Genomic DNA, 24,657 nt, shown 5'->3' with positions numbered 1-24,657 from the left:
CTAGGCAGTTTCGTTTGGGTCAGCCGGTCGTTGGTCCGTGTGTGCCGTTGACTGATGCGCAGTGGGCGCGGATCGAGCCGTTGCTCCCGGACCGGACGCCGAAGCGGGGTGGCCGCTGGCGGGACCACCGTGAAGTGATCGACGCGATCGCCTACAAGTTCCAGACCGGCACGCAGTGGGTGCACCTGCCGGAGAAGTACGGCAACTGGCGAGGCGTCTACAACCGGCTGCGGATGTGGGCCGTCGACGGCACCTGGGAGCGGGTCTTCACCGCCCTGGTGGCCCAGGCCGACGCGGACGAGGACCTCAACTGGGCCGTCTCGGTCGACTCCACGATCGTGCGGGCCCACCAGCACGCGGCCGGAGCCCGCAAAAAGGGGCCCCGGCCGGCGAGCCGGACGACCGTGCCATCGGCCGGTCCCGCGGCGGACTGACCACGAAGATCCATCTCGCGGCCGACGGCCGCTGCCGGCCGCTGGCGTTCGCTCTCACCGCAGGCCAGGCCGGTGACGCACCTGCCTTCACCGAGATCATGGCCCGCCTGCGCGTTCCCCGTCGGCGAGGCCGGCCTCGCACCAGGCCGGACGTGGTCCTGGCCGACAAGGCGTACTCATCCCGCGCGATCCGCGAGCACCTACGCAAGCGCGGCATCCGGGCCGTGATCCCTGTCCCCGCAGACCAGCGCAGCCACCGGCTTCGTCGAGGCAGTCGAGGCGGCAGGCCACCGGCCTTCGACCGTGAGACCTACAAGCAGCGCAACACCGTCGAGCGGTGCATCAACCGCCTGAAGCAGTGGCGCGGCATCGCCACCCGCTACGAGAAGACCGCCACCATCTACCTCGCCGGACTCCACATCGCGGGCATCTTCCTCTGGTCCGCCCGATGATCCAAACGAAACTGCCTAGATGTTGCGCGGCCCGCAGGACCGTCCTCGTGTCCGCGCAGGTCACCGCGCCGTTCTGCCATGGTCGGATCGCTGACATCCCCGTTGCGGCTGCTTTGCCCATGTCCCTTGGCTGGAGTGAAGGAGGAAGGGACGGGCGGTGCGGCCGCGGCCGGGGACCGGGGCGCGCTCAGCCGGTTGCGCGTCGGCCGGGCCGCCGCGCCGCGCCGCCGTCAGCGCTGCGGCGTCAGGCGAACATCGGCGGGGGCGAGGTCCGGCTGCGGGCGATGCCAGTGTGCGGGGGGACGGTCCCAGCCGCCCCGGCCGCGTGGGGGCGGCGGGGCGCGGTGCGGGGTGAGCCGTGCGGCGCGTGGTCAGTCGTCGGAGCTCAGGCCGCTGGCGCGGGCGATGCCGTCCAGCTCGCTGTAGAGGGCCTGCTGCTCGGTGACGAAGTGACGGTGCTTTTCGCGCAATTCCTGCAGTTTCGCCGGGTCGTCGGCGGCGGAGGCTTCCACGATGGCGAAGCCGGGGCTGCCGTTGGGGCCGGGCATCTCCACGAGTCGGTGGTCCATGCGGCCGGTCAGGAGAATCGCCAGGACCGTCGCGTACTCCTGCTGAACCTCATCGGTGAACTGTGAGGCGTCACTGACAGGGCCGGCCTGATGGCCCTCGGCTATCAGGTGCGCTGTCTCGTGCACGGCCTTGGCCAGGACGTCGTACTGCTCGGGGTCCATGCGGGTCTTGAGTCTCCATGTAGAGGGAGACGTTGTCGATCCTGCCGTCGTCCGAGCCGGAGTCGTTCGCGTCGTTCATCTCGACAGCCTGGCCCGGGAAGGCGGCAGGCGTCCAGGCCCGTACGCGGGGCAGCGCAGAGCGGTACAAGTACAAGTACCGGTATGGCGTCCAATCGGATCCGGTAGCCAGCCGTAGTGGACTGGGCCCGTCGAAGCGCTGTACAGGCTCAGGCGGGCATCGGTGCCGGACGCAGCGACGCGAGCGGAGAACGCCGGAGTCACCTCACGCTGACCGGTTCGGCCTTGTCGGCCAGGTCGGTCAGGATGTCGCTGATGCCCTCGATCAGCAGTGAGAAGTCCTTATCGCCCAGTCCTGCCCGCACGCACTCCACGACACGGCCGGCCCATTCCACCCGCGGGGCAAGGTGCAGGGCAGCGTCCAACCGCTTGTGGGGATCGAGCTCCTGGAAGATGAAGTGCAGGAAGCCAGCGGTCATCAGGGCGCCTGGAGCGGTGTACCGCCGGTGAGCCTCCGCCGCCGCCCGGACCAGGCCTTGGGCGTTGGCCGGGTCATACGTCTTCATCGCGGTCTCGAGCAGAGCCCACGCGCCTGCCAGGCGGGCATCCATGTGCCGGCGCCGCCCTGGGACGGGCGGATTGCCGAACCGGCGCGCCACTTCCCCATGCAACTCTGCGCGATCGATGACGTCATTGAGGTCCATGCCCGTATCGCTATCCCGGCGGACAGCCGAGCGCATGAGACATAGCCGCAGGGCACGCTCCGTTCACCTCGATGGCGCAATGCCGCGAGCGGAGCGCCCGGCCGGACAGGATGCTCCCCGAGCAGGCAGCGGTGGCACGACACCGACCGCGGCACTGCCGGCACCTCAGCGCTCGGCCTGCTCACGCAGGAAGCGGCGCTCCTTAATCCGCCGACGCACCTGCCACCAGCGGGCGGTGTAGGCAAGGTCTTCCCGGCAGACGTCCAGGAACGCATCCCGGGCGGCCACCACAGCATCGGCCTGATGTTGGAAACGGTCGGCGCTCTTCTCGTTCAAGTCCAGGTCGCCGGTCGCGGCAACAAGGGTCTCCGCGGCGGCGATGACGTGCACGCTGCCGCACAGCCGAACGCCCTGCAACGCGCCGATGAGCTCGCTGCTGAGTTCCCACGCCTGGGGCAACTGGCCCAGCAACACCTTGTTCGCTGCCCGCCCGGCCTCACGCCGGAGATGGGCGAACTGGTAGGCGTAGCCGAACGAGCGGGCGGAGGCGTCCAGCAGCCGCCGGTATGCCTCTGCGCGGTCCTCGTTGCTGCCCAGCCGGGGCACGCCCGTGGGCCGGTACCGTCCGATCAGAGCGCTGGCCACGCTGCCCGTGGCCTTGATGCCGGCAGCGGCCATGCCCGGCGTTATGAAGGTCATGCCCGGTTCTACCACTCGGCGGTCCCGGCGCCGACCGGGACGCCGCAGCAGCCGGATCAGGCGAGCCGTCCCATAGGCAGTGCCGGTCAGGTTGCGCAGCAGCGCCAGGGCGTCGCCGTCGGGCACAGCCGCCAGGTCGGTCAGGTAGTGAAGCAGATGGAACGGCACAACGGCCTCCGGGACGTCGACGGAAACGGTTCTCGCCCCTTGCCGAGTCCGGGAGGCCGCCAGACAGCAGCGACGCCCGATGTTCCGAGTGAGTACGGGGGCTCTCCTGTTCAGGGTGAGCCATCGGTTTCCTGGAGTGTTAATCACCGCCCGCCGTCGCAAGAGGGAAGGCGTCTCTGACAGGGTTCGATACGCCCTCTACGCTGCCGCGCATGGCACGCACATGGACAAGACTCCACGAACACCTCGGATGCCCGCCCGGGCCTCTCACCTTCGACATGGTCCGCCAGGCTGCGGCGGACAACCTGGAGGAGACCGACGACCTGGACTGGAAGGAGATGCTTCCTCAGCCGCCCAGGGACGGCCGGTGGAACGAGTTCGCCAAGGACGTCGCCGCCATGGCCAACACCCGCGGCGGGCTGATCATCTTCGGCGTCCAGGACAAGACAACCGCCCTGGTAGGCATCGACCCCGAGCAGGTCAACCGGCAGCAGTACGCTCAGTGGATCCGCAACCATGTCCAGCCCTACCTGCCGGACCTGGACATATTCGAGCTGACCGACGGGACGAAGACCATCCTGGTCGTCGATGTGCCGGCCAGCGAGATGGCACCGCACTTCGTGTACGGCGGCGCAGCACGCGACAAGGAACAGCAGGCCGCGGTCGTCCCCTACCGGGACAACGACCACACCGCCTGGATGGCAGAGCACCAGATCGAGCGGGCCTACCGCGACCGCTTCGCCCGCGTCGGCCGGGCAGAAGAAGAGATCCAGCGCCACATCGACTTCACCATCCAGACCGTCACCGCGCACGCCCACGTGCCCTCAGCTTGGTTCATCGCGGTCTCCCGGCCCCAGCGGCCCCTGCCACGCGGGGCCTACACGATGAGCCGGGATCAGGCACGTGAGGTCTTGGAGGCTGCCATGACGCGAGCTCGCGTTCTGCACGCGAGAGAGCTGGTGCCAGGCCCCTTGGTCGGGATGGGGCCGGACATCCGGCTCAACCCGCGCCCCGGTCTGCGCCGCTGGGTGTGCAACAACCTCCAGTCACCCATGAACCGAGAGATCATCACTGAGCTGCACTACGACGGCACCGTGGTGATGGCCGCCAATCTGTCCTTCATCCGCGCGGGGGGCGAGGAGCTCCCAGGACAGGACGACGTCCTCCAAGTATCCGAGCGCTTGGTGACGGCGTGCTGCTACGACTTCATCGCCACCGCGCAGGAGCACCAGCGAAAGTTGCGCCTGGACAGCACCCTGCAACTGACTTCGCTGATCATCTCTCCAGACGGACCCAGGGCCATGGCACCGCTCACCTCGACCTGGGGAGATGGGGCGGAGGCGGAGCCGCCGTACACCCGCAGGCCCCACCATCTCCAGCCCGCTCACACCGTGCTCTCCCCTGCGGCGGCGGATGACGAAGGACGCAGCAGTGCTGACGAACTGTGCGCGGACCTGATGAGCCAGTTCGGGCTGTAGCCGAAGAGGACGCTCCGCGTGAGCGGTCGCTCCAGTCGACCAGGAGCACGAGGTTGCGACAGGGGTTGCGCCTATCTGTTGCGCTGGATGTTGCGACAGGGGTTGCGCGGCCTGCAGGACCGTCTCCATGTCCGCGCAGGTCACCACGCCGTTCCGCCATGGTCGGACTGCTGACATCCCCGTTGCGGCTGCTCTGCCCATGTCCCTCGGCTGAGTGAAGGAGGAAGAGAGGGGCGGGATGGACGGCGCGGCCGCGTCCGGGGATCGGAGCACGCTCAGCCAGTTGCGCGTCGGCTGGGGGCGCCGGGCCTCGCCGCCGGCAGCCCGGCGGCGGAGCCGGGAGCGAAGTCGCCGGCGCCCCGGTGCTGTCCTTCCGGTGCCAAGCCCCACCAAGTGGTGAGGCGGGAGAGCCCCGCCGGATGGAGGTACCGCTGTGATCGTCCGACTTCTGGGCGGTCCACTCGCCGACCGCGTACTTACGACCACCGCTGTACCGTGAGCCGGAGGCTGGCTCACGGCCGGTAACGCCGACTTGGGGCCTGACCATACCCGTGCACCGCGACACGGCGACCGGCACCGCCTGGTGGGGGTTGTCCGTGAGTCGAGAGCAGGTGTACCACTAGACTCCGATGACGCTGGCCTTTCGCCAGACGACAAAGCGCTTCGCTGGGGGAAAAGCGGCATGGCAGCAGGCATTGACGACTACCGGCGCCGGTGCTGGGATGCAGCCCTCCACGCTTTTGGGACCAGTTACATCTTTCAGAAGCGGGCCGAACGTCTGAAGCGCCACACCGATGTGCTGACTTGGGTGGGCCTCGCGGTTCCGCTACTCACCGGAGCCCTGGTAGGGACGCTCGGCAGCTACAAACTTTGGGGCGCCGCTATCGCTGCTGGGGCGGTGATTGCAGCGGCGCAGCTTGTCATCAGCCTGTGGTCCGTCGTCAGGCACTGGCCAGAGGAATTGGCGTATTCTTCTGCATCGTCCACGGCTAACGACTCGCTGGCTTCCCGGTTCGCTGCGCTCGGGGCAGACCCCCCAGGGCTCGTGGCACTGCGTGCTCAGTTCGACAAGCTCGATGTCGAAAACATCGGTAGGCGGGACAGGGACAACGAGAAGAATGTGACAGAGAAGGAGCGCCGCATGGGCATGCGCGCCGCGCTTCGGAAGTTCCAACGTCCGTGCTCAGCCTGCCACCAGGTTCCGACCACGATGGATCCGTCGAGCTGTGGTGTCTGCGGAGATTTCTAACTGCTACTAGGGGATTCAGTAGATGGACAACAAGGTTGCCGTAGCCATGCAGGGCTATATTGCCCTCACCCCAACCCAGCGTGCTGAGTTCATCAGGCTCCTCAACAACTACAACCAAGGCACCCCGGTTGTTCAGGAAGGCATCCGCAAGGATTCCCTGAGGGACTGGGTCACGAGGGTCGACCTCGGACCCACTACCCAGGTTTGCCCTCGCTGCGGTCGTTAGCCAACGGCCGCAGCAGAGTCGGACATTGGATGCAATGCCCGACATTGTCCTTGTGATTTCGCGAGTCTCACTGGGCTGGACTGTGAAACGATCAGCCGCATGGACGCTCTCGGAATCCGGAGTACCTCCGCAAGATCGCCGCAGCCGTGATCGAGTTCAAAGACGCCTTCACGGCATTTATGGAACTCCATGAGGAGACGAAGGATGCTGGCTTCGGGCGTGGCCTCTTGCCTGCGGCGGTAGCCCAGGAAGGCGTGTCGCCCGAAGTGCTCCAGGCTGCCGCAGACCGGGTGGCGCGCGCTGCTGGCCGTGCGTCGGCGGCCCCTGGCCTGACCCGGATGTACGTAGGTGTCGCCGGCTTCCCCGAGCCCGTGGATCCGATCGCAGCCTGGAAGACCGTCATCACCCCGAAGCCGTTGCTCGAACCGAGCGACGTGCTGGACTCTGCGGAGCAGATCCTGGGCCGTCTGGAGGCGCTGACGGACAAGGCGGAGGCTGAACTCCCTCCGACCACCGGAGTGGAGGCGATGCACCCCACGATCTGGGGAGCCGCCCGAAAGCTCTGGCTCGACGGCCACTTCCGCCTCGCTGTCCAAAGCGCCGCCGAGACCCTCATCTCCCAGCTGAAGACCCGCACTGGGCTGACCAACATGGACGCCACCAACGTCTACGAGAAGGTCTTCAACACCAAGAGTCCGGTGCTCACCTGGCCCGGGGACCCGAATGACCGCACAGTCAGCTCCATGCAGAACGGCCTGTCCAAGTACGCGCCCGGACTCAACATGACCGTTCGCAACACTGCCACCCACGGGCCCTCCGACGAGATGACCGCCCAGCAGGCACTGGAACGCCTCGCAGCCCTAAGCCTCCTCGCGCACTGGATCGACGAGTGCGAAGGACCGTGACACCGCTCGGGGCCAACCAGTATCTGAATGCAGCGCCCGCTGGCCCTCCATCCGTTTCTACGCCCACTCCACGCCCAGTTCCCGCAGAGCGTCCAGCTGTTCCTGGGTGAGCTTGTCCCGCCTGGAACGGACATTCGAAATCCATACGCCGAGCTTGACGGTCACCGGTTCCGCCTCGCCATCGACGGCGATGTCGTGGGTCGTTTTTTGTGCGCAGTGTGTGTGTTCTGAGCTGGGGGTTTCTCAGTTGTAGTGGTCGTCTCCTGGTGCTGATGGTGGCGCTCGCGTGGCTTAGCGGGGTCCTGCAGGTTCTTGGCCTGGGGGTGTGCAGTTTGTCTGGGTGGCATGCAGATGGATTGGGTCGCTACTTGAAACGCGCACAGGGTGTCCTTCGGGCGCGGGGTCACGTCGTGGTGCCGGAGTCTGGGGGTGGGGTCTGGCCGGTGGCGGTTCGGTGCTCGCGGAGTGCTTGGAGGATGTTGGCGTGGTGTTCGTCGGCAGGGCTGTTGCTGGTCTGGGTCTGGAGGAGGGGGTCCAGGCGTGTGTAGAGGTTGTCGAGACCGAACATCGCGTCGAGGCCAGCCAGGACACTTTCGTCGATCAGGCGGTGCGGGCGTGGCGTGGGGTGGAGGAGTTTGCCCAGGAGGGGCAGGGGTTCCCATCCGTTGTCGAGGCGTTGGCGTAGCCAGGGGCGCAGGCTGTCGGGGTGGGTGTGGCGCCACATCCAGATCAGGTCGGCGTCGGACTCGGTGAGTTCCTCAGCGGGTCTGCCTGTGGTGGGTACGAGGTGCTGGGCGATCTGCTCGGTTACGGCGTCGCGGGCCTGAAGAGACCAGTCTTCGGTGGTCTGTACTTCCTCGGAGTCGTTGTTGTCCGGGTTGGTGGCGCGGTGCAGGGTCCGGGTGGCCAGGACCGCTCCGTCGGGGGTGGCGGCCATGGCGGCCAGTACCGGGGTTCTTTGTTCGGGTGGGAGGTCGGTGAGGAGGTCCCGGGCCAGGAACTGCAGGCTCATGCCGCTGTTGACCAGGCCCATCATTTCCGGTTCGGCGGTCAGCTGCCCGTAGCTGTCTGCCATGGCCTTGAGCAGCGCAGCGGCGGGGAGGCGGATACCGGCGCTGCGGCGCTGCTCGATTCGGCGGGTGATGCGGTGGGTGTCGTCGCGGAGGCGGAGCACTAGTTCGGCCGCTTCCTCTCCAGGGGCGCCGGCGGTCAGCTGGGCCAGGGCCTGGTCGAAGGCGGCTTCGGGAAGGTCGTCGTCGGGGACGCCGAAGACCATGTACCGGTCGAAGTAGTCGGTGCTGCCGATCCCGCGGCGCTGGGCGGCGGCTTTCGTGTCGCTACCGTTGCCGAGGTCTTGCTGGACTGTTGGGAACAGCAGGGCCAGCAGGTTGAGCACGCCTTTGATGTGGTTTTCGGCCACGCCGGCTTCGCGCAGGCGGTGGCGCCAGCGTTCGGCTCGTTCGCCGGGCTGTTGTGTGCTGTGCCGCTGTGCTGGGTCGATGCTGGTGCCGGTCAGTTCGGCGCGGTGCCGTCCCAGGAGCCGGTAGACGCCGGGCTCGTTGGTGCGCAGGAAGGTGACGATGAGGAAGTCAACCAGGTCTACGTTTCCGGAGAGGGAACTGAGGGTGGCGTCGGCCTGCCCGAAGTAGCGTTTGACGGCCCGTGGCGTCTGCAGCCTGTCCTGCAGGTGCCGGAAGTAGGCCTCGGAGAAGCGTCGTTCTTCGCTTGGCGTCATGGACAGGCTGTGGGAGTCCAGCAGGGCGTTGAGGGCGCGGATACTCATGGCGGCGGCGTCGCGTTCGCGGAACGCGGGAAGGTCGAGCCGCACCTGGATGATCTTTTCCAGGAACTCGCGGGCCCTGGCCTCGCTGTTTCCCACGAGGTCGCTGCGTTGCAGGACGTCCAGCAGCGTCTGCTCGTCGAAGCTGATCAGGTAGTAGACGTTCGGGAGATGGCCCACCAGGCGCACCAGTTTGAAGACAAGGAGCAGTTCGTCGGGGGTGAGGCGGTCCAGATCGTCCATGACGACCAGGACGGGCTGCCCTGCCCGCCGAAGGGCCTCTTCGGCCTTCCGCTTGGCCGCCGAGGCGCTGGTGTCTCCGCTGATGCGGTCGCTGAAAGCCTTGATCAGGCCCTCTGAGTCGAGGCCGGCCAGCGCGGTGAGCTTGCCCAAGGGGCTGATGGCCTGCCCGAAGCCTCCGAGCGTTTTACGGACTTCTGACCAGCGCCTTCCTTTGGGGAGGGCGGCTCGGACTTCGCTGAAGAGTGCCGCGGTCAGCGTCTCCAGGTCGGAGTACAGCCATGGGTTGAGCTCCGCGATCAGCCAGTCCTCGGGGGCGTCCTGGCGCTGCAGGAGGCGTATCACCTTGCCCAGGACCGTCGACTTTCCGGAACCCCAGGGGCCGATCAAAGCCAGGACGCCGGTTTCGGTCTGGGCCCGGACGCGCCCCAGCAACTCCACCGCGTGCCGCGCGTACTGTTCACGCCCCAGCAGGTCGGACCCCTCGTCGTCGAGGAACGGTTCGTCGTTGAAGAAGCGCGCGTCGCTCATCGGCATAGCGTGCCTGACCGCGTTGCTGCCTCGCTGCAGATTGGTCGAGGCGGTCAGGTGCTGGGGCGGATGCCGATGGCGGAGAGAAGCTCCTGCTGGGAGGGGTGGAGGGTGTTCCAGCGGGTGCGTTGCTGTTCGGTCCATCGCTGGATGGCGGGGGAGTGGTCCTGGCCGGTGTGGTGGTGCAACTTGGCTTGCTGGTAGGTACGTTGCCAGGCGTGGGGCCAGGGCGGACACCACCAAGGGTCGAGGTTTTCGAGGGCATGGGTGGTGGTGGGGGCCAGGCCGCCTTGGCGGGCTCTGCGGCGTGTTTGTACGAGCCAGTCGCCCAGGGCGAAGTCGTCGTGGTGGGTGTCTTTGCTGCAGGCGAGGTGACCGTTCAGGGCGGCGTAGGCGCGGGCGTGGGCGAGTCCGGGGCTTGCGGGGTAGACGCGGCTGGTCCGGCGGCGGCCGACGGGGATGATGCCCAGGTCGGTCAGGAGCTGTTGCTGTTGGGGGCGTAGGTGTGTCCAGGCGGCGTGTTGTGCTCTGATCCAGCTTCTTACGTCGGCCGGCAGGCCGGTGGGGCGGGTTTGTGTGGTGCGGGCGCGGGTGCAGGCGCGCTGCCAGGCCAGGTCCCAGGGCGGGTTCCACCACGGGTCGATCGCGGTCAGGGCCTGGTGGCGGGCGCTGGGGGTGGTGTCGCGTCGGGCTTGTTGGCGTTGGTCGTTGAGCCAGCGGCCGAGGGGGAAGCCGTCGTGGACGGTGGAGTAGGCCACGGCCAGGGTGTGGTGGGTATCGGCGTAGGCGCGGGCGTGCGCGAGGGCGGTTTCTGCGTAGGGGTTGAGGGGCCGGGTGCGGGCGCTGTCGCGGGTGAGGCCGATGTCGGTCAGGAGGTGCTGCTGGTCGGGGTGGAGGCCGGCGTAGTGATTGCGCTGTGTGCGTAGCCAGGTGCGCTGGGCGGGGGCGAAGCTGCGGAAGTGGTGGTCGGCGTCGAGCCGGTGGCCGGCCTGTACCTGGTCGTGGATGTGCTGCCAGGCGCGTTGCCACGCCAGGCTCCAGGGCGGGCACCACCAGGGATCGACTGCGGTCAGGGCCTTGGTCCGGGCGGATGGTGGTGTGCCGCGGTGGGCGTGGTCGCGGGCGTGCTGGCGTTGCCGGCGCAGCCATCGTCCGAGCTGGAAGCCGTCGTGGACGGTGTCGGTTACAGCGGCGAGGGTGCCGTGCATCGCGTGGTAGGAGCGGGCGTAGCCCAGTGCGGTGGCGAAGTCGGCTTCGTTTTCGGCGGGCCGGGCGGCGGCGCCGCGGGCTCGGTCCTCGGTGATTCCGATGAGGGCGAGCAGGTCGTGTTGGCCGGGCTGGAGGGTGTCGTACTGGGCGCACTGCGTGGTCAGCCACGCGGCGAGCGCGCTGGCGGTGCTCGGGAATCCGGCCGCGGCCTCCAGGGCGTGGCCGGCTTGGACGTGGGTGTGCGCCTGGTGCCAGGAGCGCTGCCATTCCAGCGTCCAGGGCGGGTTCCACCAGGGATCGATCGCCGACAGCGCCAGCGCGCGGGACGACGGGGTGCCGTAGCGCAGCTGGTGGGCGCGGTCCTTGCTGCGCTGGTTGGACAGCCACTGCCCCAGCTTCAGCCCGTCCTGGACGGTGTCGGCGGTCGCGTTCACTAGCGTGCCGTGGGTGTCGGCGTAGGCGCGGGCACAGGCGAGGACGTTCTGGAAGTGGGTGGCCATGTGCTTGCGGCGGGGCCGGGCGGCCCGGGCACTGTCGTGGGTGAGGCCGATGTCGGCCAAGAGGCGCTGCTGGCCGGGGTGCAGGTCGTCGTAGCCGGTGCACTGGTTGTAGAGCCATTCGCCCAGGCCGAAGCTGGTGGCGGGGAAGCCGTGTTCGGGCCGCAGGCCGCCCCGGGCGCGGGCGTGGTCGCGGGCTTCGTAGTAGGAACGCTGCCACATGACCGTCCACGGTGGTCTCCACCACGGATCCAGCGTCTCGAGTTCCGCGACGTGTTCGGGCGGCATTGCGGGGAATTTCCGGTGGTTCGACAGCCATCGGCCCAGGGCAAAGCCGTTGAACCGCTCGCCGATCGGAGCTGCGAGGTGGCCGTGGACGGCGGCGTAGGCGCGGGCGTGGGCCAGGCCGGTGGTGAAGGCCTGGTCCGAGGTGTGCCGGAGCCCCAGGTGCAGCCGCGTACCGCCCGCAGCGTTCTTGCCCTTGCTGGCGGTATCGCGGTAGGCGGTGAGTTCGCGGGCGATGGGGCGGGGCCGGTGCGCCATGTGCAGCGTCCACAGCCGGTCGGCGACGGCTGGGTCCGCGTCGGCCCGTACGCAGTGCTGCGCCCAGAGCAGCAACGGGCCGGCCGAGGTCGAGGCGATCTGTTCGGGAAGCCACGGCCGGTTCGTGACCCGCGCCAACTGGGCGACCAGATGAGGGGTGTGAACGAGTGTGTGGGGCAGGTGGCCGGAGGTGTCGGCGAGCAGCCGCTGCTGGGTGCGTTCGTCGGTGAGGACCGAGGCGAGGACAACCGTCTCCGGGTAGGTGACCGCGTCCCTGGCCAGCAGCCGCCACCAGCCGGGATCTGCCCCAGGCGGCGCCATCTGGCGTACCCTGTGCGGCCACTGCTCCTCCTCGGGCCACTGCTGCGCCCACCAGGAGACAACCACGGCATGAGCGACCTCGAACGCGCGGGCGACGTCTGGCCGATGGCGCAGCTGCAGGTGCCGCCGGTGTGCCGCGAGCATCTCCGGCATCTCCGCCAGATCGATCTGCTTAGTGGCGACCGGCGCGCCGTCGACCCAGTGGGTGCCGAGCATCCAGCGCCGGTGGCGCGGGCAGATCCGAGTGTGGGGCTGCAGGTACAGCCGGGCGGGCTTGGTCCGTCCGGTGTGTGCCGCTGTGCACAGCCGGCAGCCTTCCCCCGCGGCCGGTACCACCACCCCGAAGCGGAACCGCCCGGCCGCACCTTCCCCGTCCGGTGCGAGGGGCTCCTTGGCGGCCCAGGCGGGCAGGGCCCGTCCCAGGACGTCCTCGGGCACGCGGCAGAACGCCGATATGCGGGCGCGGGCTTCCGCGTTGAGGTACACCTCGCCGTCCGTGCGGTAGCCCTTGAACAGGCCTCCGCCGACCTGGAGGAGCGCGGGGATGAGGTCTCGGACGCCGAGCCGGTAGCGGTCGGCCAGCCGGTCCAGGTACGACAGGTTCGTCTCGCCCTGCAGCGGCGCGAGCCGTACCGGCCCCGGCCGCGCCGCTGCTGCACGCGGTGGTGGCTGTGGTGGAAGGGAGTTGTGCATCAGAGAGGAGAGACCGGTTTCGGTGGAGCCCGGGTGATCAGAAGCCGAGCAGTGACGTGGACGGAGATCCGGACGATGAGGGCGGCCGCAGGTCAGCCGCGGCGCGGTGCGGGTGTGCGGTGGCGCTGTGGTGCCCGGGCCCGTTGTTCGGCGGCGGTGTCGAGTTCGATCTGTTCGAGGAGCTTCTTGGTGATCTTCTCGGTGCCGTCCAGCAGGGACACGAGGGCGGCTTCGCGGATGAGGTGGGAGAGGCTGCCCATGCGGCCGCCGGTGCGGGCGTGGAGGTAGGCGGCGTGCGTGAGCAGGGTGCCGGGCCGGTGGTGGCGCAGTCGCAGGGCGCTGTCCATGCTGTGCACCAGGTCGTGCCAGATCTGCTTGTCTGCCGGGCTGCCGTAGCGCAGGGGCTGGTTGCGCACGATTTTGAAGCGGCCGGCGAGCTGGGAGCCGCGTATGCCGGTCAGCAGGGGTGAGGATTCGACGTCGATGCCGGAGTAGACGAAGGTCGCCGGGATCCGCTCGCCGAGGTACTTCAGCTGGTCGGAGGTCTCGGCGCCGGCCCGGCTGCGGGTGTCCATCAGGTGCACGTCGTCGACCAGGACCAGCTGGGTGCCCAGCTCGCACAGCAGCTCGCACACGGCGTTGGTGATCTGGATCTGGTTCATCCGCTCCAGGGCGGGCAGGCCGAGGAAGCGGGCGAACTCGCTGATGAGCATCTTCGGGGTGGAGGACGGCGGCACGGTGATGAACAGCACCGGCAGACGCCCGTCCTGGTTGGGGTGGCGGCGCCGGTCGGCGAGTTCGACGGTGCGCCCGAGCTGCTGCATGGCGGTGGTTTTCCCGGTGGTGGCCGGCCCGGAGATGATCAGGCCGCGCCTGGCTCCGCCCTGCTGGCCGCGGTTGAGCAGCAGCAGACGGCGTACCGCGGTGGAGATGGTGTCCATCGCGGGGGTCTTCAGCACCACGAACCGCGCGTGGTAGTCCTCCCGCTGCTCCAGCGTCCACTCCTGGTCGTCGGCGTCCCGTGCCGGGGCGTGAGGTGTGTCGACGAACTGCTGCCATCCGTCCCACGTGGTCAGCGGACTGAACGTGCTCGTGGTGGCGGGCTGGGCCGCTGTCACCATGCCTGGGCCTCCTGGTACGGGTCGTAGATGCGCATGCCGCCCGCTCCGCCGGTGTCCGGCGTCTGCCCAGCGGCATGGTCCCGGGCCGTCTCGGCCGTCAGCCCGGATGCTTCGGCCTCATCCGCGTGGCCTGCCGCGGCGTCCTGGCCGTCGGCAAGGGCGGCAAGAAGGTAGTCGTCGTCCGGGTCGTCCTCAATGTCCTCCAGGCTGTCGTCGGCATCCCAGCCGTCGCCATCTTCAAGCGGGACGGTGAAGGAACCGGGCAGCCCGAACGAGGCCCCTGGCGCGAGAGGCGCAGGCCACGGCTGCGGGGCGGCTGCGGGGGAGGGGGAGGGATCGGTCATCTGCGCGGCCGCCTGGGCCCGGGCGGCTACCGTCCGCTCTCGCCTGCTGCCCAGTCCCTGGCTGGCACGGCGCAGCAGCGTATCCAGCGCCTGGGCGATCGCAGCCTCGTGCTCTTCACGGCCATGCCGGCGTTCCACGGTGCGGCGGACGTGGTCGAAGGTGAACGCGGTGAACGGGCGCCGGACCGCCCCTGCGTGGACCCACGGCACCTCGAGCCATCCCTCGGGCAGGCGCACCCACACCCGGTTCGGATCGTAGGGGTTGTGGTGGACCTCCCACCGTCCGTTCTTGTCCGCCCGCGGTGAGCGGCGGCGCCGGTAGGGGTTCAGGCCGGGGTGGTCGTAGGTGCGGTAGCCGAAGCGGATGCCGTAGTCGTTGACGGCCTGCCACCGAAGGGGCAGCAGCTCGACGTAATCGTCGGCGGACAACGGCACCGGTACATGCCCGGTCACCGCCACCAAAGCTGCCCACATCTCGTTCGGAGAGACGGCGACCCGCGGCATCATCGGGTGCCGCAGCGCCTCATGCGCGCGCTCCTGCCACCCGCAGATGGCCCACTCGTCCAGCAGTTCCTGAAGCTGCGTCAGGCTCCAGCAGGCGTCCTGTTCCGCGGCCGGGCCCCGCTGGGAGACGTCCGAGCCTGTGTGGCCCGGCAGGTACTGGCTGAACCCGTCGGCGATGGCGCGGAAGGTCCGCTCCACGTTCCCCTTCGCCGGGCCGTTCGCCGGCGGCACCGGCTGCACCGACACCCCCAGGCTCTCGCACGCCGAGACGAACGACGCCGACACGTACACCCGGCCCTGGTCCACGATCACCGTCTCCGGCATGATCACCGGCCGGGCGGCCGCCTGCTCCAGCCGTGCGTCCAACGCGATCAGCCGCTCGTAGGGGATGACGGACCGCTGCATGGACAGTGCCGCATCCCAGCCCGGCCGCATCGCCGTTGGCACCATCATCTGCGCCAGCAGCATCGCCGCGTCCACCGACGTCGTGCCCACCGGACGCAGCACCGCGGCGCAGATGCTGCGTGTGGCCACGTCCAGCGCGATACACAGTTCAAGACGGCCGGTCACACCGTCGTCCAGGACCGCCAGGACATCCAGCGGCGTGCTGTCCAGCATCACCAGTTCACCCGGCCGCAGTGCCACCGTCGGCGTGAAGGGAGGTGCCGGCCGCGACGCATGCCACCGCCGCTGCGCCGCCGTTCCCAAAAGGCCCTGTCCGTCGGCCACCGCGTGCACCAGCCGGTTGAACGTCGACGCCGGCGGCAGGGCCACCGCCCCGGCGCCGTACTCCTCCTCCAGCAGCCAGCCCACCCGGCGGCGCAGCCGCACCAGCGTGCCCGTCGATCGCTCCCGCTGTCCCTCCAGTACCTTCCTGACTGCCGCGACCACCCGCTCATCGGCCCGCCCCAGGGCCGACCGTTCCCGCACCGCCCGGCCGTCCACCAGCCCCCACAAACCCTCGCTGCGGTAGCGCGCCCGCATCCGGCGTACCGTCGCCGTACTCGCCGACCAGCCCGCCGCCGTCAACTCCTCGGCCTTCGCCCGCTCCCGCTGGGCCAGGCTCCGCGTGGCCGGATCGAACTGCTTACGCGGGGCGCCCTGCCCGACCGCGTCAGGAAAGCCGGTCTCCACCTCCCGCACATGCCGCTGCCACGCCAGAGCCCGCTCCCGCAGCTCGACCGGCAGTGCCTCCAGCAGGCCGAACGGCGGCACCTTCCCCGGCGCCGTCCCGCCTTCTACCTCGAAGGACGGATCGGCGAACAGGTAGGGCAGCAGTACCACCGCCGAGGCGCCCCCGTCACTCACCAGCGTGGCCCGGGAGCCTTCCAGCACGGCGAGCGTCCATACCCGTCCGTCGTAGCGAAGGCGCGCCCCGACCTCGACAACCGCCTGCGTCACGCCGCTTCGGCCTCCTGCCGTGCGACCGAGACGACGGCACGCTCGTGCAGCGGTTCGTCCAGCCGCACCCGCAGCACACCGCTCCACAGCGCGTGAAAGACCGCAGGCCACACGGCGATCGGATCCCCCAGCCCATACACCGCCTCCACCGCCGGCCGCGGACTGCCGAAGGCCTCTAGCAGAGCTGGCGTCCGCGGCCCTGCTGCGTACCGGGGATGCCGGTAACCCGCCAGCCACCGCACATTGGCCACGAGCACCGGATCCGGCGGCTCCGCGAGCCGGTAGGACCAGCCCGCTGCCCTGGCGGCATCCGCCACAACCTGTGCCCGCGCCGCCAGCCGGGCAGAGGGTCCGCTGCGTCCGGCGCAGTCGAGCAACAGGCCGCTGCCGTCCTGAAGCCTGGCCATCAGCTGCGGTGCATGACCGATGACCTTGCTCTCCTCACGCCACACCAGTTCCACCGGCCGGCAGGCCAGCGCCACCACCGCCGGATCCCGGTCCAACAGCATGAGCTCGGTCCGCATGACACCGGACCCGTACGCCACCAGCCGCCCGGTCGTCGACGACCACCACCAGCCCGGAGCCACACGCCGCCCGGGCCGGACGGGGAAAGGCCGTACCGCAGGACTTTCTTCAAAGACGACGTCCTGAGCAGCCTCAAGCCACGGGACCTGACGCGAGCACCCGAGAGGGTCTCGAAAGCGCACATCGATCAGGCTGGCATCTACAGCCGCAGCTTCTTCGCGTCGAACAGCACCACCCGTACTGTGGGGCTCGGGGATGCGGCACCCGGCCCCGGGCACCGCGGACGATGCGGTCTCCTGGCTGCTGTCGATGATCACGTACTCCACACAACGCCATGCCTGACCTGCCGCGCAGGAGAACCGGCCGGTAACCGCAACATCGGTGCAACCGCGGGATGTTGGGCTGCGCGCGGCGCCCAAGGGTGCCGTGCCCGGGCACCGGTGTCAGTGCAGAGTCCCGCACTTTCACGTTCCCCTTGCAGGCCGTTGTGTCAGTCCTCGCCCTCACCCAGGGCGAGCACCGCGGCCAGCTCCTCGGCGGGCAGACGGGACCACTGGGCCACCTCCTCCAGCGCCACCCCGGAGGCGACGGCTGCGGCGGCGGTATGCACGAGGGCCTGGTCGATCAGGTCGGCACTGTGGCTGAGGTGCTCCAGCAGGGTGCGGGCCACCTCGGCGGTGGTGCCGCTGTGCACGCCGCGCAGCTCCACCAGCTGTTCACGTGCCTCGTCGACCAACTGCGTGATGCGGAACCGTTGTTCGGCAGGAACGGTGGCCCGCCACCGGGTTCCCGAGCCGCCCGATCGGGCTTCTGCCGCCATGACGCGCAGCTGGCCGGCCATCGTGGCGGGCTGCTGTTCCCGCTTCAGGTGCCACGGATCCTCCTGCCAGCCCGGCGGTCCCGTCTCGTGGCGGCGGGCACGCACGATCGCGCCCTTCCAGCCGTTCAGCGGGCTGCCGTGGTCGGCCGCAAGTTCGGGCCCCAGCCAGGTGCGGCCCACCCGCTCGCCCAGCCGGTGACAGAACGCATCGTCGGCGCTCCGCGCCCGAGGCCGCATCCCGCCGCTTGCCTGCCAGGCCACCTCGGCCATGGCCGGCTCCAGCAGCGCCTGCGCCACAGCCACCACCTCCGGGAAGATCGCCGCATCCCGGCCCACGATCCGCCACCACGCAAGTCGTGATCCCGCGTTGCCGCCCGCCAGCTGGTGCAGACGGCGCGGCCAGATCTGCTCCTGCTCCCAGGACAGGGCCTGCTCCCACCAGCGAGCCACCACCGCATGCGCCAGCGTGAACGCCTGCTCCGGCTCTACCCCGGCCCGCACCGCACGCCGCGCCACGCCCGGCCACCGCCGCCGCGCGGCCACCACCTCAGCCGCGCCGCGCACATCGAGGTGTTCCAGCGGCTGGTCGGCGTCCGCGTCCAGCAGCCAGCGCCCGTGCCGCAGGCAGACCCGATGCCACCGTGGCACGTAGTGCACCGCTCGCAGTGCCTGTCGGGTGCGCCGCGCGGTGCACAGCCGGCAGCCGAACGCGGCCGGACCTGCCACCGTGCCCGCCGCCCGCCACCGTGCCTGTGCCACCCCGGCCTCCCGGCCGGTGCTGATCTTGGGGTCGTCCATGGAGAAGGCAGGCAAAGCGCGCGCCAGTACCTTGGGCTCCACCCTGCACAGCTCGGAGAGCACCTGCCGCCCGGCCTCGTTGAGGACGACCTCCGCGTCCGCCCTGGCACCACCGCCGTCGTGCCGGGCGGGGGAGTTGCGGCACGTCCACAGCTGCAGCACACCGCCGGTCGGGAGACCGTAGCGGGCCGCCACGCGGCTGATTAACGATGCGGTCAGCTCCCCGGCCAGCGGCACGGTCCGCAACACCCCCGCTGCCACACCAGACCCCCGATGCCGTTTCCTGCTCCTGCTCAGTGCCAGCCCCACACGCGCTTCACGGCCAGCCCGTGGCCCCTGCCTGGGTGGTTCGCGTCCGGCGGGCTGGCCTGGTTCCGGGGGCCGATTGCACAAGGCTAGAGGTCACCGCCCAACTTCAGCTGCGGAAAGCCTCCGCGGCGTCACTGTGTGCGCGTGGGGCCGGGGGTGCGGACGCTGTGTCGATGCGGAGCGAGCCTGAGCGCAGAGCTCGCCTCGTCGGCCACCAACTGAAGTGCTCAGTCACAAAGCAGGTGCTGGGCCTGCGGCTGGTGTGAGGTCAGTAGTCGAGGTCGAGGTAGTCGATGTCGTTGAGGGTGACGTCGGAGAGTCCCATGGCGCGGTTTCCGCCGTCCTGGAAGTACACGTCTTTGAAGCCTTCGGCGATGATCTGGCGCATCTCCTGATCGCTGGCCCTGGCCTCGCGGGCATCGAACAGCCGCTGCGCGTAAGTGGGAGGGAGGTGGACGGTGAGGCGGCGGAAGCGTCCATCGTCGGTGGTGCCGATCGGTGCGGTGTAGCCGAACCGGGCCCTTGTCTCCACCGTGATCCCGCGTGTGGTGGCGGCCTGTTTCTGCCGGCGTTTGCGGACCTGCGGCTGCCAGCGGGCTCGTACGGCGGCGTCGATCCGGTCCGTGATCGCCTTGGGCGGGTGCTTGCGTTCGCCTCTGCGGTAGCGCTCCACCGACCGCTGGCTGACCCCGATCTCCTGGGCAACGGCTTTGGTCGTCTTGAGCTGCTTCATCAGGAAGTTGATGCGCGCCTGGAGTGTCTTGGGCGGCTGGCGGGTGAAGCCCTCCCGGTCGGCCCGCTCGATGGCGTCGTCGATCTCTCCCACGGTCTACTCGCCTTCGTCCAGGACGGCGTCGCCGCCCTTGATGTGGCGGGCCGGGTTGAGGCCCTTCTCCATCAGGTCGACCGCCCACAACATCGACTGGACGCCCTCCAGCTTCGCCAGACCCGGCGTCGGGCCGAGGCGGAAGGCGCCGGGCTGGGGCTTGCCGGAGGCGGCGTAGGGCAGGAAGTCCAGCGGGCTCTCCCCAGGCGAGGGGTAGACGACGCAGTCGGAGAGCACGGCGAGCGGGTACAGGCCCGTCATCGTGGCCATGTTGCGCATCTTGCGGTGCATGTTGACCCGGGCCTTGGCGATGACGGCGGCGCGGATGTCGGGCCGCCAGGTCGGCCGCTGAAGGGCCGGCCACCGCTCGCCCTCCTTGTACTTCTTGCCCTGCGGGCGTTCCCGGAGCTTGCCGATGCCGCCCTTCACCGTGGCCTTGACGGCGGCCAGGACGGCCGCCAGGGCGGGGTCGGCGTCCTTGTGCCGCTCCATCGCCGCGAGGAACTCGCTGTCGTCCAGGTCCTTGGTGACACCGAGGTCGGCGAGGGTGCCGACGTATGCCGCCTTGAGCCGGTCGTGCCATGGGTCGAGGTAGGCGCCGGTCTCCCGGCGCAGATACGCCTCGATCGGGGCGACGTTGTGGCCGAGTTCCTGGGCGTAGGCGACGGTGTGTGTCTGGTACCAGGCAGGTCCCGTCGGCCGGGTGCCGTCCGGTGTGAACGGCGAGGGCAGGCGCGGGTCCAGCTCGATATGCGAGAGGTCGACCAGCCAGGAGCCGGGGATCTTCGGATTGAACGTCGGCGCCTGGAAGTGGTCGGGCGTGCTGAGGCCGACGACTAGGCGGGCGGCGGCTGCGAGGAACGCGGTGTTGAGATCCAGGCCGACCGCGTACGGCAGCGTGCACTCCTCATCGGTCAGCAGATCGACGTTCCGCACCCACTGGTAGGCCTCCTCGTTGAGGAACCCGCCGCTCCAGCCGCTGTCCACGACCACGGGATGCTCGGGGGTGGCTTCCGGCGGGGCTGGGTCCATCGGCTCCGTGCCGAGTGAGCCGGGGTTGTGGCCGGGCACCCAGTTGCCGGTGGTGGGGTCCTGCGTGGGGCGTGTGGGTGGCCGCAGCGCCGTCATTAGCTCAAGGCCCGATACGGCGGTGGAGCCGCGTGGGGTGATGACGCGGGTTGCGTAGATGCCGAGGACGCGGGCGATGTCTGCCGGCTCCATCTTGGAGACGCCGGGCCAGGACCGCTCATCGAGGGCGTCCCACGACAGGATGGCGAGTTGCACGCACTGCCGCTGCGCGCCCTGCGCCTTCCGGTAGATCCTTGCCCAGGGCCCGAACCCCCGCTGGGTGAGCCGCCACTTCGCTTTCACCACTTGCTTGACCACGGGGTGGTCCTCCGGCAGGCGCAGGGAGCGGCGCTGCTCGTGGCCTTCCAGGCGCTCCGGCAGCCCAAGCTGCACTGCGGCCGCGGCGGTGAGGACGATCAGCGGGTCGCTGTCCTTGCCGTAGCGGTTCAGCTTCGGCGCTCCGAGGCCGGACTCGCGTAGCGTCCACTCCACCAGCTCCACCACCGTGGTCGCGGGGCAGTCGAGCACGATGCCGCCGATGCCGTAGGCGCGGCCGTCGCCGTCCAGGACCACGAGGGGGCCGTGGGGGAAGCGCGGGTCGGCTGCCGGCTGCGCCGCTTTCTTCGGGGCCGGACGCCGCGATGCGGCGGCGGGCCGGTGGGTGGCGGGGCGCGTCGGCGCCGCGGCTGGAACGGCGGGAGCCTGCGGGATGTTGGCCGGGACCACCCCGGCCGCGGCCGGTTCAGCAGACGCCGCCGGCGCCGTCGAGGCAACCGGGGCTGCGCCGGGGGCGGGGTACTTCGCCGCCCACCCATTCAGCAGCCGCTGGTATGCGTCCAGGCGCGGCGACTTCGGCTCGCTGCGGCCGTTCTCCCAGTTCTTCACCGACTGGGTCGTGGTCTTCAGCGCGGTGGCCAGGCGGGCCTGGGTGATGCCGGCGGCCTCACGCAGCCGGGCACGCTCCGCCGGAGGCGGAAGGTGCGGCTCCTCGTTCAACAGAGCATCGACCGACGCGAACAGCTCTTCCTCAGATGCCATATCCCCGCACCTTCACATCAGACCCGAATCGCTTAGCCAGAAACTTATCCCATTCCTTAACCTTCGCGTGCCCATTCCAACCCCAGGTCGGCGAGTGCGGCGAGCTTGTCGGTGGTGAGCTTCGCGCGGCGACCTTTCTGGTTCATGACCCACACCCCAAGCCGAACCTCGGTGCCGTCCTCCAGTCGCTCTGTGTGGGCCCTGGGGACGGTCAGGTGTCCTTCCCGGGTCTTGTACTGCGCCAGGGCCGCAACGCCCCGCTCGAAGGCCCCTGCGGGTGTCGTGGACGGCTTCGCGGGCTCCTCCGGTTCCGGCTCGGGGGCCGGTGGCGTGATGCCGAGACGTTCCAGGCGTTCGCGCTGCCCGTCTGTCAGGGCCTGCCAGACCGACGGGGTGCGTTGTCGGGCGAGCCATTTCCCGATGTCCATGCCGTGGACGGTGAGGCCGGGCAGGACGTCGGCCTGTCCGTCTTCGTCGCGTACGAGCTCGCGTAGTGCGGCGTAGTGCCGCTGCCAGTCCGCCGGCCACGACGGGTTCCAGTCCTCGTCCACAGCCTCGAGCGCTGTCTTCCACTCGGGGTGATCGTCCAGCGCACCTGGCCGTCGCAAATTCGAAAGCCACTGCCCCACGGGCCGGTCGAGCATGGTCGCGGGCCGGGGCGCGCACAGTGTCCAGTGCTGTTCGTAGTAGGCCTTGGCAGCCTCCAGGTTCTCCTGGAACCGCTCATCGGCCAGGGACCAGACCATGCCGAGTTGCTCGAGTCGCCTCGCGCGCTGGCCGGTCATCTGCCCGGCCCCGTAGGCGCGTCGTTGTTCTGCGACCCATTGTCCAAGCGGTGTCGCGCCCTCGCGGTGTCCGTAGGGCACGCGGGCGTGCCGCTCGCGTTCGGTGAATTTTTTGAGTGCCGCCCAGCCGCGGGCCCAGTCCTGGCGTTCGGTGTCGATCACGTTGAAGGACACCCAGTCCGCGACCATCACCGGATCCCTGGGGGCGGCAAAACGGAGCAGCAGCCGGGATTCTTCCTCGCCCTCCTCCGGCGCGACACCGATATTCACGGACGGCTGCGCGACGTCCTTCTGGGGCTCCTGCGGAATCGCGAGCAACTCCACGGCCTCTTCGTCGTGAGCCCGCAGACCTTCCAATACCTTCACCAAAGGGCGATACGACCCCGAGGTGAACATGTCCTCCGGGTGCTCTCCCGGCTGGAGAAATACCGGCACGATCAGAGAGGCGAGTTTGCCCTGTCCGGGTTTTTGCCGGAGTGCCCGGCCGATGGCCTGGACGATGTCGTGCGGCGCGCCCTTGGGGTCCAACAGGGCAACCGAATCCACGCTTCGAATATCGACACCCTCGCCCAGGACCCGGCAGTTCGCGAGCACGGCCCGCTGCGCCGTGGTCCCGAACGAGCCGAGGACTTCCCGCCGGCGCTCGGGGACGTGCTCGCCGCACAGCCAGTTGGCCCAGATCCGAGCCGGGTACCTCTCGGGCTGGTCGGCGTGCAGTTTGGCCGCGACGCGCTCCAGGCCCTCGGCATAAGCCTGTGCCTCGATCGTGCGGTGGTGGAAGGTGATGCACGTCTGCAGGTCGTGCTGCGCCATCGTGTGCAGGAGCGCGGCCTGCAAGGCTCCGAGACGCTGACCGCGGACCTCTTCGGTGTGCCGCTCCTCGCCCATCAGCCGCTCGGGCGTGACGACCGGGTCCTTCAGCTCCAGGACGATGATCTGGTACCGCGCCAGCAAGCCCCGGGAGACGGCAGATGCGAGCGAGAGTTTGTAGAGGACAGGGCCGAAGACCTTCTCGTCGTCCATGGAGGCCGCCATCTCACGCGGGAGCGGATCACGCACCCCCTCGGCAACCTCACGATTCAGCCGCTCCTCCCAGATCCGCGGCGTCGCCGTCAGGTACAGCCGCCGGTACGCCGGGATGACACTCTGGTCATGGATGTCCGCCCACGCCTTACCCATCGACCCACTTGTCCTGTGGGCCTCATCAACCACCGCGAGGTCTACCGGGCCCAACTTCTGGCCGTAGGCGCCCTCGAACGCCTCCGCCAGGACACCCAGGCTGGCGTACGTCGCGTAGATGGTGACCGGCCCCTGCCCGTGCCACAGCGCCAACTGGATCGGGTTCGTCGTGGAGCGCACCTTCAACGACCACAGCTCCGGGTCATCCTGGAGCGAACACACCGCCACCGCCGGCCCCTTGTGCCCAGCCTCGTGCCACGCCCTCACCGTCTGCGCCAGCAGATCCAGCGTCGGCACCAGCACGAGCACACGCCCCCTGGGCACAAGCCGCCTCGCCGACGCGGCAGCCATAATGGTCTTCCCCGTCCCACACGCCGCGTGCACCTGCCCACGAAGACCATTCCAGGGAATACCACCTGGCGGGACATCGAAACCGCGCACAATGGCGGCAACGGCCTCGATCTGGTGATCACGCAGCTTCACGGCCATGCCCCGTGTTCTCCTTTTCGCGGAATGCAGCGCGTAATAACAAATGGAATCCAGGCGCAAGGGGCGCGATGGTAGGGGTGTAGCATCTGATCCCATACTCTACACAGCTACAACTCGTGATGCATCACCCGCACACAAACTTCGTTACCGAGAGTGGCGCATGACTCAATCCCACCCACGAACGGTCGGTTGTCCTGTATGCTGACAGGCCATTGGTGAACATGTCGGGACAGGTAGACGGTGGGGGGAGTGGTTCAGGGTGGAGCGCAGCGGAACCCGTCACTACAACGAGGCTGGCACCCCGCCAGGCCGACGGTTCGTCACATCCGTTCAGGGGTGGTAGCTGGAAACCTCAAACCCTACACAGACCCGCGCGTGATGCACTCACCCCTTATTGCCAGCCCCAGGAATCCCGCTTGCGGGATTCCATCAATTCGCGCTTGCGCGAATTGACACGCACTCAGAATTCCGCTTGCGGAATTCGATTTCCGCGCTTGCGCGGGAATCTGGCGGAGCGTCAGCGGAGCCGTTCTCTATGCAGCGCGCCAGCGCTGCATAGCCCGCTCCGCGGG

General features: G+C 69.1%; 16 protein-coding genes and 1 pseudogene. 4 read left to right on the top strand and 13 right to left on the bottom strand.

What is annotated here, in order from left to right; all coding sequences use genetic code 11:
• Positions 1 to 41 precede the first annotated feature (41 nt).
• Positions 42 to 886, top strand: a protein-coding gene (locus Sdi02f_RS35380; RefSeq protein WP_438363757.1) for an IS5 family transposase whose coding sequence is annotated in 2 segments (ribosomal slippage) — positions 42 to 398 and positions 401 to 886 — 843 coding nt in all. Because the reading frame shifts where the segments join, the coding sequence is not laid out codon by codon here.
• A gap of 371 nt (positions 887 to 1,257) precedes the next feature.
• Here Sdi02f_RS35380 and Sdi02f_RS35370 read toward each other — a convergent pair.
• From Sdi02f_RS35370 to Sdi02f_RS35360, 3 genes are all read right to left on the bottom strand, one after another.
• Positions 1,258 to 1,617 carry a hypothetical protein gene (locus Sdi02f_RS35370; protein WP_108934791.1) on the bottom strand — a complete coding sequence of 120 codons (360 nt, stop codon included), beginning with the start codon at positions 1,615 to 1,617 and terminating at the stop codon, positions 1,258 to 1,260.
• Positions 1,618 to 1,895: 278 nt separating this feature from the next.
• Positions 1,896 to 2,339 (bottom strand): hypothetical protein, encoded by a 444-nt coding sequence (locus Sdi02f_RS35365; RefSeq protein ID WP_159107707.1) that lies wholly within the window; start codon positions 2,337 to 2,339, stop codon positions 1,896 to 1,898.
• A gap of 165 nt (positions 2,340 to 2,504) precedes the next feature.
• The gene (locus tag Sdi02f_RS35360) at positions 2,505 to 3,206 is read right to left on the bottom strand and encodes a hypothetical protein (protein WP_108934789.1); all 702 of its coding nucleotides are present in this window, start codon (positions 3,204 to 3,206) and stop codon (positions 2,505 to 2,507) included.
• Between the two features lie 212 nt (positions 3,207 to 3,418).
• Here Sdi02f_RS35360 and Sdi02f_RS35355 point away from each other — a divergent pair, with 212 nt between their 5' ends.
• The 3 genes from Sdi02f_RS35355 (at position 3,419) to Sdi02f_RS35345 (ending at position 7,064) form a co-directional block, all read left to right on the top strand.
• Entirely contained in the window at positions 3,419 to 4,684 is a 1,266-nt protein-coding gene (locus Sdi02f_RS35355; protein WP_108934788.1) for an AlbA family DNA-binding domain-containing protein, read from the top strand.
• Between the two features lie 682 nt (positions 4,685 to 5,366).
• On the top strand, positions 5,367 to 5,933 hold the full coding sequence (locus Sdi02f_RS35350; protein WP_108934787.1) for a mobilome CxxCx(11)CxxC protein: 567 nt from the start codon (positions 5,367 to 5,369) through the stop codon (positions 5,931 to 5,933).
• 372 nt (positions 5,934 to 6,305) lie between these two features.
• Positions 6,306 to 7,064 carry a TIGR02391 family protein gene (locus tag Sdi02f_RS35345; protein ID WP_245962290.1) on the top strand — a complete coding sequence of 253 codons (759 nt, stop codon included), beginning with the start codon at positions 6,306 to 6,308 and terminating at the stop codon, positions 7,062 to 7,064.
• A 57-nt stretch (positions 7,065 to 7,121) separates the two neighbouring features.
• Here the strand turns inward: Sdi02f_RS35345 and Sdi02f_RS35340 are convergent.
• From Sdi02f_RS35340 to Sdi02f_RS35295, 10 genes and pseudogenes are all read right to left on the bottom strand, one after another.
• Positions 7,122 to 7,280 (bottom strand): annotated as a pseudogene (locus Sdi02f_RS35340) (helicase associated domain-containing protein); the annotation flags it as partial.
• 187 nt (positions 7,281 to 7,467) lie between these two features.
• Entirely contained in the window at positions 7,468 to 9,615 is a 2,148-nt protein-coding gene (locus Sdi02f_RS35335) for a P-loop NTPase fold protein (RefSeq protein WP_245962289.1), read from the bottom strand.
• A gap of 53 nt (positions 9,616 to 9,668) precedes the next feature.
• Positions 9,669 to 12,878, bottom strand: a complete 3,210-nt coding sequence (locus Sdi02f_RS35330) for a Helicase associated domain protein (RefSeq protein ID WP_108934784.1) — start codon at positions 12,876 to 12,878, stop codon at positions 9,669 to 9,671.
• Positions 12,879 to 12,970: 92 nt separating this feature from the next.
• Complete coding sequence (locus Sdi02f_RS35325; RefSeq protein WP_108934783.1) at positions 12,971 to 13,999, bottom strand: TniB family NTP-binding protein; 1,029 nt, start codon at positions 13,997 to 13,999, stop codon at positions 12,971 to 12,973.
• Positions 13,993 to 16,248, bottom strand: coding sequence for a TnsB C-terminal domain-containing protein (locus Sdi02f_RS35320; RefSeq protein WP_108934782.1), 2,256 nt, complete (start codon positions 16,246 to 16,248; stop codon positions 13,993 to 13,995). The genes Sdi02f_RS35325 and Sdi02f_RS35320 overlap by 7 nt, the downstream gene beginning before the upstream one ends.
• The gene (locus tag Sdi02f_RS35315; RefSeq protein WP_108934793.1) at positions 16,245 to 16,955 is read right to left on the bottom strand and encodes a TnsA-like heteromeric transposase endonuclease subunit; all 711 of its coding nucleotides are present in this window, start codon (positions 16,953 to 16,955) and stop codon (positions 16,245 to 16,247) included. Before Sdi02f_RS35315 ends, Sdi02f_RS35320 begins: the two co-directional genes overlap by 4 nt.
• 308 nt (positions 16,956 to 17,263) lie before the next feature.
• A complete protein-coding gene (locus Sdi02f_RS35310) occupies positions 17,264 to 18,652 on the bottom strand; it encodes a TniQ family protein (protein ID WP_245962288.1) in 1,389 nt (462 codons plus the stop codon).
• Positions 18,653 to 18,968: 316 nt separating this feature from the next.
• Positions 18,969 to 19,526, bottom strand: a complete 558-nt coding sequence (gene tpg / locus Sdi02f_RS35305) for a telomere-protecting terminal protein Tpg (protein WP_108934781.1) — start codon at positions 19,524 to 19,526, stop codon at positions 18,969 to 18,971.
• A gap of 3 nt (positions 19,527 to 19,529) precedes the next feature.
• A complete protein-coding gene (gene tap, locus Sdi02f_RS35300) occupies positions 19,530 to 21,632 on the bottom strand; it encodes a telomere-associated protein Tap (RefSeq protein WP_108934780.1) in 2,103 nt (700 codons plus the stop codon).
• Positions 21,633 to 21,688: 56 nt separating this feature from the next.
• Positions 21,689 to 24,085, bottom strand: coding sequence for a DEAD/DEAH box helicase (locus Sdi02f_RS35295; RefSeq protein WP_108934779.1), 2,397 nt, complete (start codon positions 24,083 to 24,085; stop codon positions 21,689 to 21,691).
• Positions 24,086 to 24,657 lie beyond the last annotated feature (572 nt).

Origin of the sequence: Streptomyces ardesiacus (genome assembly GCF_003112575.1) — a bacterium.
GTDB lineage: Bacteria > Actinomycetota > Actinomycetes > Streptomycetales > Streptomycetaceae > Streptomyces > Streptomyces ardesiacus.
This window is presented reverse-complemented; position numbering and strand designations above follow the sequence as displayed.

Excerpts from the sequence above, each read along its gene's own strand:
- Sdi02f_RS35370 (WP_108934791.1), bottom strand. The coding sequence starts at position 1,617 with ATGGACCCCGAGCAGTACGACGTCCTGGCCAAGGCCGTGCACGAGACA.
- Sdi02f_RS35365 (WP_159107707.1), bottom strand. The coding sequence starts at position 2,339 with ATGGACCTCAATGACGTCATCGATCGCGCAGAGTTGCATGGGGAAGTG.
- Sdi02f_RS35355 (WP_108934788.1), top strand. The coding sequence starts at position 3,419 with ATGGCACGCACATGGACAAGACTCCACGAACACCTCGGATGCCCGCCC.
- Sdi02f_RS35350 (WP_108934787.1), top strand. The coding sequence starts at position 5,367 with ATGGCAGCAGGCATTGACGACTACCGGCGCCGGTGCTGGGATGCAGCC.
- Sdi02f_RS35335 (WP_245962289.1), bottom strand. The coding sequence starts at position 9,615 with ATGAGCGACGCGCGCTTCTTCAACGACGAACCGTTCCTCGACGACGAG.
- Sdi02f_RS35330 (WP_108934784.1), bottom strand. The coding sequence starts at position 12,878 with ATGCACAACTCCCTTCCACCACAGCCACCACCGCGTGCAGCAGCGGCG.
- Sdi02f_RS35325 (WP_108934783.1), bottom strand. The coding sequence starts at position 13,999 with ATGGTGACAGCGGCCCAGCCCGCCACCACGAGCACGTTCAGTCCGCTG.
- tap (WP_108934780.1), bottom strand. The coding sequence starts at position 21,632 with ATGGCATCTGAGGAAGAGCTGTTCGCGTCGGTCGATGCTCTGTTGAAC.
- Sdi02f_RS35295 (WP_108934779.1), bottom strand. The coding sequence starts at position 24,085 with ATGGCCGTGAAGCTGCGTGATCACCAGATCGAGGCCGTTGCCGCCATT.